Raw genomic sequence first — 12,372 nt, forward strand, 5'->3', positions numbered from 1 at the left:
GTCTATTTTGAAATACAGCTCATTATTATACTTGCAAAATGCAAATAATTGTTGTATAACTGTTTCATGAGGTGAAGAAACGTGGAAAATGTACGCGAACTATTTCAAATCATGACTAGACGTTTCGGTTTTCTGAATAAAAATTGTTGTACTGCCGGTGGATGCGATATCTCCTTAATTCAAAGTCATATTCTTTACGAAATTGATCACCAGCATAAACCATCCATACAGCAAGTAGCAGAGGCATTAGGTATAGATATCACAACGTTTAGCCGTCAAGTTCAATCGTTAATCAAGATGAAATTAGTGAAAAAAACGCCCGATCCAGACGACCGAAGGGTAAATCTGCTTTCTCTAACGACGGAAGGTAAGTATGTTGCGACGTCAATAGACCAACAAATGAATTCCTATTTAAACGAAATCTTCTCGCACATGAACGATTTTGAAAAAGATACTGTCATTCGCTCGATTAAACTATTGAATGAAGCGATGTCGAAATCAGGGCAGTGCTGCTCAACCTCTTGAGGGGGAGCTTTTTACTCTTATACTTGCAAATTGCAAATATAAGACATAAAAAATATTTAAGGAGTGATGATTCATGAATCATGTAAGTAATGATCAAATTCGTCAAAATGTGCGCAGCCGTTATAAGGAAATCGCATTGCAAGAAGTGGAGACAGGTTCATGTTGTTCGCCAGCGTCAAGTTGTTTTGGATCGGCAGATAATGTGTCTTCCAAATTGGGCTATTCATCGGAAGAATTATCCTCTGTTCCGGATGGTGTAAATCTTGGTCTTGGTTGTGGTAATCCACAAGCTATAGCTGAGCTTAAACCGGGAGAAGTTGTTTTGGATCTCGGCAGCGGCGGTGGTTTCGATTGTTTTCTTGCCTCCCGCCAAGTAGGGGAAACCGGTCGAGTCATCGGAGTAGATATGACGCCAGAAATGTTGAGCCGTGCCCGTCGTAACGCCGTCAAAGGAGGATACACTAATACAGACTTTCGACTAGGGGAAATCGAGCATTTACCTGTTGCGGATCAAACGGTAGACGTCATCATTTCCAACTGTGTTATCAATCTTTCTCCAGATAAACAGCAAGTATTCCATGAAGCGTTCCGCGTTATGCACCATGGTGGTCGCCTGGCAATTTCTGATGTTGTGATGACAGCAGAGCTACCAGTGGAAATCAAAAATGACTTAGATGTTATATACTCGGGTTGCATATCCGGAGCTTCATCCGTTGAAGAGCTTAAAAAGATGTTAACGCAAAGTGGATTTAAGGATGTAACCATCGAACTAAAAGAGGAGTCTAGAGCGTTTATCAAAGAATGGGTACCTGGTTCGAAGGCAGAGGATTATATCGTCTCAGCTGTTATAAAAGGGATCAAGCCGTAATGAAAAAAGTATAGACAGAGATTCGAACTTTCGGGTATACTGAAAGCAAAATCCGAAAGCATCGGTCAAGCAGCTCTGGATAACATGTCTGGAGCTGTTTTTGTTTTTCATAATTCTTTTTAGGTTGGAAGATCAGCTCCGATCGTTCTATAAAATGTGACACATCTTATGCGAATCCTTTACGGGTAAGGGCTGAAGCCAATTTAAAGACATATGTACAAAATGCTGGTTTTGTGCATATAAATTTGCATCATCTGATCTGACTAATACAGTTGCTTATTCTTCTTTGTTGTTGTCCAATTACAAATAAATACGAACTTCTATAACATTCAATCTAATCTTTTATCCAATTAGTTCGTATTAATATGTTACAAATACTTATATTTAGTTCGGAGTCAATGTTATAAGATTTATATGTCGTAAGAAAACAGGATCTTTCTTTACCTTCCATATTTCATTGCCTACCATCAACACTTTCTTTTTCTCAATGTTGGCGACTTCAACAAGCGTATCAAATTTATACCGGGTTGAGCTTATTCGGGGTTAGAAAAGAGACAAAAATTCGAAATATTCCATATTCCATTTATACGAATATATACCATATATAAACATTAATAATCAACATCTTACATGAAAATACACTTTTCCTAAGCTCCCCTGTAAGATGAGTATCTGCTTGTGATGTGATTAATTTGAGTAAACTCCAACAGGTTAGCTTAACCATTAAAGATGTGTAAAATATTCAAAATATAGTCTTGAGGGGAAGTTTCTGATACTCTAAAAGGTAAGTGTCTAATTCTTGACTCAATGTAACAACGCCTATGTCTGTGAAGGTTTTTTTTTCGTTTGCTGCTTGTACTAGTTGCTGTCGAACAGATTCAATTTTTTCAATTAAGCAGATATGTTTTTCATTGAAAAGAGCTTTAATGATTACAACACTCCATTCATGATTTTTAACAGTATACGATGATTGGTTCCACCATCTATAAACTGTTTCTGATACAATCATAACAGGGGTTGTTGAAAAACATATCATATTGTTTTTTTGTGCAACCCTTATCTCTATATACAAGCGAAATGACGCCAAATGGCGTCAAGTGATTTTTGGATCTTCATCATGAATGGAGCTATTCTGGCTTATTGCAGAAATGTTTTTACTTCCCATGGAACATTATCAAAAAATTCTAAAGCAACAAGCATTGTTAAAAGTAGAGTTGCCTTTAATTTGATTTTTTTCATGGTTACCATCTCTCCTATTTATTTAGAATTTAAAAAATTCATTAATGAATTAGCTTTTTGGACAATTTCGTGGTTTATCTTATTGTCATTAAACATGGTTTGTAAAACCAATAATAATGAAATAGAAGCTTCTTTATAATGACCAATTTTGATATATTCTGATGAACTCTTTAAATAGCTATCAATTGCCAAGCTTACTTGATTTTTGTGTTTTAGCAATTTTCCTTTAAGTCGGAAATAGTAAGCGAATTTGGACTTTATATAAGGAGTAGCGTAGTCCTTTTGGGTTGTTTCCGTCATCAGATCTTCGTATTGGAAAAGCCACCCCACATCTAGATCTTTTTTGTAAAGATACAAGTCTAATAATTCAGTAACAGCACTAGTGAGAGTGTAAGCGCATGGTTGCTGCAAATAGCTATTTAGTTCTGAAATAGCCAAGTCAATGTTCCCCGTTTTTCCATTAATAAAAGCAATCATTAATTTAACATTGTTGGGAACAAACGGATATGTAAACTGACTGTACTTCTTTAGATACAATTGGCACATGTCATATTGTTTTCGGTGATAATAAGCACTACACACATTGTATATAGCATGTGCTTGGTATTCCCCTTTACCGTGTTCTGCTACGTACATGCCTAGCTCAATCGCACTACAATAATCCATAAGACTATAGGCGTGTACACTGAGTGCGTAATTAAGCTTTATTTGGTCGTTACTATCCAAAAAGTTTGTGTAATCCAACACTTTTTTTCCAAACTGATATGACTCATCTAATTTAGTAAAATCATTTCGTTCGATCATGTACTTTTTGTACAGAGCTTTTGCAAATGTAGGCATAATGCCATGATTGCGCGTGTATTCAATGATTAGACCATATAGAGATAGTTTAATATCGGTATTCTCTATAGAATCTGCCAATTTTTGAAGTTTCTCCACTAAATCTAAGGTATCTTCTTTGGGCGATTCAAGATATTTGGTTGCAATTTTGGTTATTAAAGAAAGTTTACTGAATGTTTCAATTGCCTTCAGAAGGAAAGAAAAAATGGCATCTGCTTTGTGGCCGATCTCGATATACTTCTCTATGGGGTCACGCCAACATTTTAACGAAAATATACGCTAAGCCTTCGGACGTGACCGACTTAGCGTTTTTTCTTACTCGTAGGAATAACGCCATTGATTTCCATCGGCATTACTCCCAATTTCAACATAAACACGGACATATTCACAAATTAGAACATTAAAGTGTAATGGATATCCAACTGCATAGAACCAGTACAATATAAATCATTATTTGATTGACCCTTACATAAAATTTTTACGGATTCTATATTTGCGACAATTGCAGTAAACGATGAATTCGGAGCTACATCAATTTCTTCATGACCATTGACCGAATTGCTTACGGTAATGTGCATTGTACAGGACTTACTATTGTTTATTATTGTGATGGTTCCCGAAGGATTTTTTATGTTGGAATTCGACGCGACATAAAAATACGTTTGAGTCGTAGTGTCATCACATTTTTGGTTAATGGGGACACATCTGTGTATACAAATAAGTTTTTTGATTAATGTTTTTCTTGTCCTTGAATGCCGGGGGCATTTTTTAATCTGTTTTCTCTTTTTGAAGTGACAAATACAATTACATTCTATGTTTTTTTTCGGTTGCAGTTCTTTTCCATAAAGCCAGCTTCCCCCCCTCTTACCTTGTATGAGGAATTGAGCTGAATGCACCACAACAAACATCCATTTATTGGAAAATAGGACTTTAACCAGTTAAAAATATACAAGCTCCTCATACTATACAAGGATAAGGAAGAGAGGAAGTGATACTATGTGTGGAAATTCATCAAGTTCTGCCGTGTTTAATTTTTGTAATAATGTGTCCAAGCAAATTGTCAATATTCAACAATGTAATCCCATTTTTCAACCTACTCCGAGTGTTACTGCTCTTACTTACTTTACTAATCCAACGGGGTTAGTAATCAATGGTTCATTTACCGTAGTTAATACCAGTACTTCTTCTGTCTTTAATGTTAACTATACCACGGGTGTCACGCTATCAACCGTCGTTGTTACAGCTGGTCGTTCGGAAACGATCTTCGTTGAAGATTTGAGAACTATTACAATCGAAAGTCTTACAGGAGCAACACCTGAAGCAAACGCTACAGGAAGTTTAGTATTAGATTTGCACTATTGCGTAAAATGCGCTTAGTTACCTTATTTCTAATGACCGCTAATAAAGATTAGTGGTCATTAAGTGTTTTCAAAGCATATGCTTGATGTCCGCTAATGTCTCGGTTAAGATAAGAATATCATATCCGCTAATGTAATTCAGTAAATTTGGAGGCTTTGCTAATGAGAAAGGCGACCGGGATTTCGGAAAAGGGCGATCAGACGATTCAGGACTTCATTCACGCTCTCACCACCCACGAAGATTTGAATCCCAAAACACTAAAAGAGTACGCAAGCGACTTAAAACATTTTATCGGTTGGTTTGAGACAGCCGACCACCAAGAGGAAGAGGTACTATTTCGAATTGAAGATGTGGCTACTCCAACATTAACACGATATCGGGAAACTGCTCAAAAAGTAATGAAATTGAAACCGGCGACCATTAACCGGCGGCTTATAACCCTGAAACGTTTTTTCGAGTGGGCTGTTTCGGAATCCAATCCTTCCAAACCAGTTAAATTGGTTCCTGAAGAAAAGATCAGCCCCAGGCAGATGACAGACAAAGAAGAAGCTGCATTGATCGCTGCGTCCGAGCACGGTGGTTCCCTTCGGGATCAGACGATTCTTATCTTGATGTTTCACACCGGCTTACGAACAATGGAAGTATGCGATCTGGCTCCCGGAGATATTCAAATCGGTAAACGCCGCGGTCAGCTTACGGTTCGATCCGGAAAACGGAATAAACAGCGGGAAGTACCTTTGAACGCTACGTGCAGAGCTGCTTTAGAAAAATATCTGGCAGTCCATCCTTCGGATAGTCCTTATCTGTTTCCATCGGAGAAAACTGGTGATCGATTAACCGAACGAGCTTTACGCCATTTGATTCAAAAATACATGAAATCGGCGCGGCTCAAAGGATTGAGCGCCCACGATCTACGGCACCGGTTCGGGTACGTGATGGCTGAAAACACCCCATTGCACCGCCTGGCGCAAATTATGGGACACGATAGTCTGGACACAACGATGATTTATGTCAAGGCGACTCGTTCAGATCTGCAATCTGAAGTCGAAAAAATAGCTTGGCAATAAGGGGATGAGAACGATGTACGCGAGAGTAAGGGAACTGCTAACTCCAGAGGAACGGATTCAATATTTGCAAATACCGCCTGATCTCGGCGAATGGGAATTGGGCACCTATTTCACATTTACCCAGCATGACCTTGAAATCATCCAGCAGTGGCGAAGAGATTATAATCGAATCGGCTTTGCCATACAGCTGTGCTTACTTCGCTATCTCGGCTGGACGCTTTCTGACGTAAAAGATGTGCCGGTTCAAGTCCTTCGTTATATTGCAAAACAAATCAATGCCGATGTGGAGTTTTTTGCATCTTACGGCGACCGAGAAGCTACGAAATACGAGCATCTTGATGAGATCCGAAAGGAATATGGCTACCAGACATTCACCTTGAGCGAATATCGTTCTTTGTGCAAGCATCTTTTTAGCCATGCAATGGCAAACGGCAATCCCTTACACCTGATTCAACTCGCACTCGAAGATTTACGTAAGCGTAAAATCATTCTTCCTTCAATGGCTACAATTGAAAGAGCCGTTTGGGAAACTCGCAAACGAACAGAAGAAAAAATATTCAAGCTGCTCAGCAGTTCACTGACAGAATTACAGATTGCTAAGCTGGATCGCGTCTTGACCACCATGCCGGAAAGCAGCAAAACCTACTTGGCATGGTTTAGGGAAATTCCCGGTACCAGTTCTCCTGATTCTTTCTTGAAGGTTATTGAAAAACTCGAATACATACGCGACCTGCAACTGCAAGTCGATACGAAAAGCATTCATCCGAACCGGCTGCGACAGCTTTCTAAAATCGGTTCACGTTACGAACCTCATTCCTTCCGCCGCTTTAACGATCCGAAAAAGTACGCGATTTTGGTAGCGTACCTATTGGAGTTGATTCAGGATTTGACAGACCTGGCATTCGAGATTCATGATCGGCAGATCATGATACTGCTTTCTAAAGGAAGAAAGGCTCAAGAGAAACTTCGAAAACAAAACGGTAAGTCGATCAACGAAAAGGTTGTTCACTTTGCCGATCTTGGAGCCGCTCTTATTAAGGCCCGAAGCGAAGGCATTGATCCGTTTGTCGCACTTGATGCCGTCATGCCGTGGGATCAGATTGTCGCATCCGTGGAGGAAGCCAAGCGACTGGCGCGGCCCGTAGATTACGACTATTTGGACTTGCTGGAAAAGAAATTCTATACGCTCCGGAAATACACGCCAACGTTGTTAAAATCTTTGGAATTTCGGTCAACCAAGTCGGCAGAGCCGCTAATGAAGGCGGTCGATATCCTCCGGGATATGAATGAAACCGGAAAGCGAAAAGTTCCAGAAGGCGCGCCGCTGAATTTCATTTCAAACCGCTGGCAAAAGCACGTTTACGACGATGACGGAACCATCAACCGTCATTACTACGAAATGGCCGTTCTGACAGAACTGAGGAATTACGTTCGTTCCGGGGACGTATCCATTGTCGGGAGCCGTCAACATAGAGATTTCGAAGAGTACCTTGTACCGAAAGCGAATTGGAATGGCATCGATCCTAACGATACAAAGCTTGCCGTTAGCTTGTCCGCAAAGGAATATCTTGAAGAACGGACTGAATCACTTCTTCAAAGATTAAACTGGGTTTCGGATCACATAGACGAGCTGGACGGCGTTAATTTGGAGGACGGGAAATTACACATCGAGCGATTGGAGAAAGATGCTCCCGATGAATCCCGGAATTTCAGCCTTTCCCTCTACGAGCAGAAAGAACCCTCTGAGCCCTGAGGAGGAATTAATTAGATTGCGCGCGGAGAATGAATATTTAAAAAAGCTTTGGGCGCTACAAAGGAGGGGAAGAAAAACGTAAGCAAAATCGCTCAATATGCCGTGGTGGATCAACTCTCATTCAAGGGTTATAGTATCTTAATGCTTTGTGAAATCGCTCATGTATCCAGAAGTGGGTTTTACAAATGGCAGCGAAGACGTGGTACGTCTTCTTGTAAACAACTGGAGGATCAATTCTTAAAGGAAAAGATAGTAGAAGACATCAACGCCTACGTGGCATCTTAGGATATCCACGGATGCGAATTTGGTTGAAGAAGACGTATGGTATACACGTAAACCACAAAAGGGTTTATCGTTTAATGAAACAAATGGGGATACAAGCTCAGATTCGCAAAAAGAAAAGGTATTATGAAAAAAAGAAGTATGTGTGGTTTCCGATAATGTATTAAACCGAGATTTCCATGCAACCCGGCCAAATGAAAAATGGGTCACCGATATTACTTACATTCCATATAAACAGAAAAACCTATACCTGTCCGCTATATGCGATCTATTCAACAACGAAATCATTGCTTTCCACCTAAGTACCAGAAATGACTTACAACTAGTGATTGATACATTGGAGAAAGCCCGAAAAGTACGTAAAACAAAAGGTGTCCTCCTCCATAGTGACCAGGGGTATCAGTATACTTCCAGGCATTTTAGCAAACTTCTGAAACAATACAAGATGAAAACAAGTATGTCTCGAAAGGGAACTGTTTGGATAACGCCTGTACGGAGAGTTTTTTTGGGCATTTCAAATCAGAGTGTCTATACATACAATCTTTTGAATCTGAAGAGGCACTCAAAACCGCTATAGATAAATACATACGGTTTTATAATTACGACAGGTTCCAGGCAAAATTAAGCAACTTTAGTCCGGTGGAATACCGTACTAAGGTTGCTTAGGACCTATCAGTTTTAATGCTGTCTACTTGACGGGGGTAAGATCACTCTACCGGCGTCAGCTTGTTTAATTTTCGTTGTGGTCGGCTTTGGTTGTAAAAATGAATATATTCCTCAATTCGTCTTTGTGCCTCATCCAAACTTCGTATATCATAAAGGTAGAGCCCTTCCGTTTTAAGATGCGAGAAGAAGCTCTCCATCGAGGCGTTTTCATAACAATTGCCTCTGCGAGACATGCTGATTTGAGCGCCGACCTTTCGCAGCATATCGTGGTAAGGGTAAGACGTGTACTGGAATCCTTGGTCACTGTGAACGATCAGTCCAGTCACGTCTTTCGCCGTTTCAAAGGCTTTTGTAAACGTTTGGAGGACAAGCTGATTATCGTTACGAAGGCTCATGTGGTAAGCCACAATCTCATTATTGTACAAGTCCTTAATAGCCGACACGTACAGCCAGGTATCTGCCACACGGTACTGGGTGACATCGGTCACCCATTTTTGATGAAGTGCATCCGCTGTAAAATCGCGCTGCAGCATATTCTCTGCAACTCGGCCTCCTATAGAGGAACTATAGTTACAGCAATGCTTACGGCGAATGCGGGAACGCAATCCCATTTCTTGCATGAGACGCAGCACCTTCTTATGGTTGATCCACACTCCGTGGTCTTGCAGCAGAAATAGCTGGGTTTGCCGATATCCATATGTGCCGTCGTACTTCTTATATACAGCCTGGATTAAGTCTTTAAGTGGCTTGTCTCGATCTACTTGTTTTCGTTTCTTATAGGCATAGTAACCGCTTCTGGAAAGTCGGTTATATTATACCATTGTGACGCTTTCTCAATCGTCTCGTATTTTCTCTTCACATCACCTCCATCCAGATTTTCAAACACTTTTTTAGCATTTGGTTCTCCTGTTTCAGCTTTTGAACATACCGGTCCTGATCCACATATTCTTCGCGGCGGCCTCGTTGATCCATGAGTCCAAATTCACCAAGTTGCTTGTATTTTTTCATCCATACTTTAAGCCGATGTCTGTCCGATATACCTAGATGTTCCATGATCCTTCGATACGTCCAACCTTCCTCCAAATGCAGTCTAATGGCCTCTACTTTCATTTCATGTGGATAATGTTTAAACGTCTGACCCTTCTTCGCCATAAAAAATGCACCCCTTAGAATTCATCGGATTACCTGAGGGATTTTTCCAATGTCTATTCTAAGGGGTGCACTTCATATATAGGCGGGGATTTCTTATTTCCCGGGATTAGTCTTCTTTCCAGGCTTGGGGATGATTATCGCTCACATAACGGGCGGCCTGAGCGTTGGCTTCTGCCTGCTGAGGGCTCTTGCATCCCGGAATAACGCTGGTAACTGCGGGATGTTTGAGGCACCAGGCAAGGGACCAGGTAGCCATATTCATGTTTTCCGGCACTTCCCGCTTCCTGATTTCTTCCACTTCCTTTAATTGGCGGTCGATTTCCTCTTGTTCCTGACGTTTGCGGACATCCCCTTGCTGAAAGACGGTACCGGGTTTATACTTTCCGCTTAATAAACCGCTTGCGAGCGGAACACGGGCGAGTACGCCAAGGTTTTGATCCTGGCAAGACTGGAAGACGCCCTCTTCGGGTTTCCGGTTAAGCCGGTTATATACAACCTGAATGCTTTCCGATTTGTAGCGGGAGGAAGCATCGGTTTGTTTTAAATTATTATTTTTACTGATGGAGGTGCCCAGATGCCGGACTTTGCCCGCCTCCACCTGTTTGTCCAGCAGCGTCCATAAATCATCGTTGAAGAATTTGTTGTCAGGACCGGAGTGGAACTGGTACAAATCAATATAATCCGTCTGCAAGGCTTTTAAAGAAGCATCCAGCTGCTGCAGCATGTCTTCAGGGGACCAGCGTTCGTCTCTGGAAAGATGGGATTTAAAATGGTGCCCGAACTTAGTAGCAATGACCCAATCTTCACGTTTATGGCGTTTGATATAATCCCCGATCAGGGACTCAGATAAATGATCGCCATAGCATTCAGCCGTGTCAATCAGGTTAATTCCGAGTTCCGCCGCTTTATCCAGAATCGCATCTACTTCCGCTTGTGTGAAGTGTTTCCCCCATTCTCCCCCAAACTGCCAAGTTCCAAGGCCAATGACAGAAACTTTTATGCCGGTTTTTCCAAGTTTGCGGTATTTCATTGCTTCTCCTCCTTATCGGATTTGTTCTATATGTTCATTTAAAGGTAAAAGAACGGGAATGTCAAAAGAGCTAAGGAGGTGTGTATTTTACTTTTCATCTTGTTTTAAGGTTAGTTTTACCTGGATATGCTATATTTAGAAAAAAATTGGTTAGACGGAGGGGTAGTATGCTGACAAAAATGGCAAAAGACTGGCTGCCAAGCGTTGTCATTGCAGTTGTTATATCCTTACTTGTCAATGTATATGTGGCTCAGGCAGTTAAAGTGCCGACCGGTTCCATGATGCCTACCATCCAGGTCAACGACCGGCTGGTTGTAGAAAAAATGGTCGCCTTGACGCATTTTGATTACGGGGATATTGTTGTGTTTCATCCACCTATTGAAGAAATGGATGAGCGTTTCGTCAAAAGGCTGATTGGTCTTGGAGGAGATACCATTGAAGTGAAGGACGGAAAGCTTCTGCGAAATGGCGAAGTCATTGAAGAACCCTACATTAAAGAGCAAATGAAGTATTCGTTCGGACCTGTTCAGGTGCCGGAGGGACATTATCTTTTTCTTGGGGATAACCGGAATGAAAGTTACGATTCCCATATGTGGCCTACACCCTTTGTTCCAGAGAAAAATATAATCGGAAAAGTATTGTTCCGTTATTATCCGTTTTCCGATTTTGGAAAAGTGATATGAAAACCGAATTGGGAAAAAATTGGATGAAAAAAAATGTTGCATTTTTTTTTGTAACATGGTATATTAATTTTTGTCTTCAGCACCAAGTGCTTCGGAAGCGATCGGGACGTAGCTCAGCTTGGTAGAGCACCTGGTTTGGGACCAGGGGGTCGCATGTTCAAATCGTGTCGTCCCGACCATATAGATTTGCGGGTGTAGTTCAATGGTAGAACTCCAGCCTTCCAAGCTGGTAGCGTGGGTTCGATTCCCATCACCCGCTCCATTCATAAGAATCTGAAACCTTTACTAGCGTAAGGGTTTTTTTGATGTACTTCTAATCTTTTTTAATCATTTAGAAAAATTGTTACCGAAATTCATTTTCTAATTTTAACAAGTGTTCGCCCAAATAGATTAAAAGGAATCCTCACGATACTAAAGCTGTATGGATTATAACAAAGTAGGCATACAGGTCCTGGAACTTGTCGGCGGGAAAGAGAATATAAACAAACTAACACATTGCGCTATAAGATTAAGATTTGAGTTCCATGATGCCAAAAGTAGAAAAAGAAAAAATCGAAAAACTGCCGGGAGTTATCAGTGTTATTAATTAATTATCCGAATCCTATAATCCAGAGTTAGAGAGTTTTGAATCTTTCACGGCTGTCCAGCCGGAATGGAAAAACCTGATTAGGGTTATACTTCGACTAAATAGGTAAAAGTCCTTGCAACAAGAAGAGTCTTTGCATATAATAACTGTTAACCATAGCTTAGCCTTATAAAACCTTATATTCTTGCGTTGAAGGAGATAAGTACGCAGTGCTTCTTGCCAGGGAGGGAATACCGGAGATTGGGAGTGTTCCTGAAGAATCAGGCTGCGGAAATTCACTCTTGAGCAGTTTTTTTTGAACGGCAGTTGATTATTAGCCAAG

General features: G+C 40.8%; 13 protein-coding genes, 2 tRNA genes, 3 pseudogenes and 1 other annotated feature (1 of these 19 only partly in view). Of the genes and pseudogenes, 12 read left to right on the forward strand and 6 right to left on the reverse strand.

Going from position 1 to position 12,372, the window contains the following annotated elements; genetic code table 11:
- Positions 1–81 precede the first annotated feature (81 nt).
- On the forward strand, positions 82–525 hold the full coding sequence (locus tag BXP28_RS20030) for a MarR family winged helix-turn-helix transcriptional regulator (protein ID WP_036656007.1): 444 nt from the start codon (positions 82–84) through the stop codon (positions 523–525).
- Positions 526–598: 73 nt separating this feature from the next.
- The gene (locus tag BXP28_RS20035; protein WP_023484940.1) at positions 599–1,393 is read left to right on the forward strand and encodes an arsenite methyltransferase; all 795 of its coding nucleotides are present in this window, start codon (positions 599–601) and stop codon (positions 1,391–1,393) included.
- 742 nt (positions 1,394–2,135) lie between these two features.
- On the opposite strand, the gene BXP28_RS20040 is transcribed toward BXP28_RS20035, so the two are convergent.
- From BXP28_RS20040 to BXP28_RS25390, 3 genes are all read right to left on the reverse strand, one after another.
- The gene (locus tag BXP28_RS20040; RefSeq protein WP_235430707.1) at positions 2,136–2,465 is read right to left on the reverse strand and encodes an aspartyl-phosphate phosphatase Spo0E family protein; all 330 of its coding nucleotides are present in this window, start codon (positions 2,463–2,465) and stop codon (positions 2,136–2,138) included.
- Between the two features lie 185 nt (positions 2,466–2,650).
- On the reverse strand, positions 2,651–3,553 hold the full coding sequence (locus BXP28_RS20045) for a transcriptional regulator (RefSeq protein WP_144029548.1): 903 nt from the start codon (positions 3,551–3,553) through the stop codon (positions 2,651–2,653).
- 311 nt (positions 3,554–3,864) lie between these two features.
- Positions 3,865–4,380, reverse strand: a complete 516-nt coding sequence (locus tag BXP28_RS25390) for an S-Ena type endospore appendage (protein ID WP_367869686.1) — start codon at positions 4,378–4,380, stop codon at positions 3,865–3,867.
- Between the two features lie 88 nt (positions 4,381–4,468).
- Here BXP28_RS25390 and BXP28_RS23015 point away from each other — a divergent pair, with 88 nt between their 5' ends.
- From BXP28_RS23015 to BXP28_RS25405, 6 genes and pseudogenes are all read left to right on the forward strand, one after another.
- Positions 4,469–4,849: an S-Ena type endospore appendage gene (locus BXP28_RS23015; protein WP_024095250.1), complete on the forward strand. Its 381-nt coding sequence runs from the start codon at positions 4,469–4,471 to the stop codon at positions 4,847–4,849.
- A gap of 143 nt (positions 4,850–4,992) precedes the next feature.
- On the forward strand, positions 4,993–5,898 hold the full coding sequence (locus BXP28_RS20050; protein WP_023484938.1) for a tyrosine-type recombinase/integrase: 906 nt from the start codon (positions 4,993–4,995) through the stop codon (positions 5,896–5,898).
- Between the two features lie 13 nt (positions 5,899–5,911).
- Positions 5,912–7,624, forward strand: a pseudogene (locus BXP28_RS20055) (DUF4158 domain-containing protein); the annotation flags it as partial.
- Between the two features lie 323 nt (positions 7,625–7,947).
- Entirely contained in the window at positions 7,948–8,100 is a 153-nt protein-coding gene (locus BXP28_RS25395) for a helix-turn-helix domain-containing protein (RefSeq protein ID WP_104932598.1), read from the forward strand.
- Positions 8,079–8,345 (forward strand): annotated as a pseudogene (locus BXP28_RS25400) (DDE-type integrase/transposase/recombinase); the annotation flags it as partial. The gene BXP28_RS25395 and the pseudogene BXP28_RS25400, both read left to right, overlap by 22 nt.
- A gap of 65 nt (positions 8,346–8,410) precedes the next feature.
- On the forward strand, positions 8,411–8,599 hold the full coding sequence (locus tag BXP28_RS25405; protein WP_144083344.1) for an IS3 family transposase: 189 nt from the start codon (positions 8,411–8,413) through the stop codon (positions 8,597–8,599).
- Between the two features lie 41 nt (positions 8,600–8,640).
- On the opposite strand, the pseudogene BXP28_RS20070 reads toward BXP28_RS25405, so the two are convergent.
- The 3 genes and pseudogenes from BXP28_RS20070 to BXP28_RS20080 form a co-directional block, all read right to left on the reverse strand.
- A pseudogene (locus BXP28_RS20070) lies at positions 8,641–9,342 on the reverse strand (IS3 family transposase); the annotation flags it as partial.
- Between the two features lie 112 nt (positions 9,343–9,454).
- Positions 9,455–9,751, reverse strand: a complete 297-nt coding sequence (locus BXP28_RS20075) for a helix-turn-helix domain-containing protein (RefSeq protein WP_024095237.1) — start codon at positions 9,749–9,751, stop codon at positions 9,455–9,457.
- A 106-nt stretch (positions 9,752–9,857) separates the two neighbouring features.
- Entirely contained in the window at positions 9,858–10,781 is a 924-nt protein-coding gene (locus BXP28_RS20080) for an aldo/keto reductase (protein ID WP_023483723.1), read from the reverse strand.
- A gap of 167 nt (positions 10,782–10,948) precedes the next feature.
- Between BXP28_RS20080 and lepB the strand changes: the two genes are divergently transcribed.
- The 4 genes from lepB (at position 10,949) to BXP28_RS20100 (ending at position 12,050) form a co-directional block, all read left to right on the forward strand.
- Positions 10,949–11,464: a signal peptidase I gene (lepB, locus tag BXP28_RS20085; RefSeq protein ID WP_023483724.1), complete on the forward strand. Its 516-nt coding sequence runs from the start codon at positions 10,949–10,951 to the stop codon at positions 11,462–11,464.
- 102 nt (positions 11,465–11,566) lie between these two features.
- Positions 11,567–11,643, forward strand: a tRNA-Pro gene (locus BXP28_RS20090).
- A gap of 9 nt (positions 11,644–11,652) precedes the next feature.
- Positions 11,653–11,726 (forward strand) — tRNA-Gly (locus BXP28_RS20095).
- A gap of 159 nt (positions 11,727–11,885) precedes the next feature.
- Positions 11,886–12,050 carry a PTS sugar transporter subunit IIB gene (locus tag BXP28_RS20100; RefSeq protein ID WP_023483725.1) on the forward strand — a complete coding sequence of 55 codons (165 nt, stop codon included), beginning with the start codon at positions 11,886–11,888 and terminating at the stop codon, positions 12,048–12,050.
- Between the two features lie 180 nt (positions 12,051–12,230).
- Positions 12,231–12,372, forward strand: a binding site (T-box leader); it runs 114 nt beyond the window's last position.

The sequence above is a fragment of the Paenibacillus larvae subsp. larvae genome, from assembly GCF_002003265.1.
Lineage (GTDB): Bacteria > Bacillota > Bacilli > Paenibacillales > NBRC-103111 > Paenibacillus_H > Paenibacillus_H larvae.

Coding starts and splice junctions, on each gene's coding strand:
- BXP28_RS20035 (WP_023484940.1), top strand. CDS start 599: ATGAATCATGTAAGTAATGATCAAATTCGTCAAAATGTGCGCAGCCGT.
- BXP28_RS20080 (WP_023483723.1), bottom strand. CDS start 10,781: ATGAAATACCGCAAACTTGGAAAAACCGGCATAAAAGTTTCTGTCATT.
- BXP28_RS25390 (WP_367869686.1), bottom strand. CDS start 4,380: ATGTTTGTTGTGGTGCATTCAGCTCAATTCCTCATACAAGGTAAGAGG.
- lepB (WP_023483724.1), top strand. CDS start 10,949: ATGCTGACAAAAATGGCAAAAGACTGGCTGCCAAGCGTTGTCATTGCA.
- BXP28_RS20075 (WP_024095237.1), bottom strand. CDS start 9,751: ATGGCGAAGAAGGGTCAGACGTTTAAACATTATCCACATGAAATGAAA.
- BXP28_RS20100 (WP_023483725.1), top strand. CDS start 11,886: ATGGATTATAACAAAGTAGGCATACAGGTCCTGGAACTTGTCGGCGGG.
- BXP28_RS25395 (WP_104932598.1), top strand. CDS start 7,948: ATGCGAATTTGGTTGAAGAAGACGTATGGTATACACGTAAACCACAAA.
- BXP28_RS23015 (WP_024095250.1), top strand. CDS start 4,469: ATGTGTGGAAATTCATCAAGTTCTGCCGTGTTTAATTTTTGTAATAAT.
- BXP28_RS20050 (WP_023484938.1), top strand. CDS start 4,993: ATGAGAAAGGCGACCGGGATTTCGGAAAAGGGCGATCAGACGATTCAG.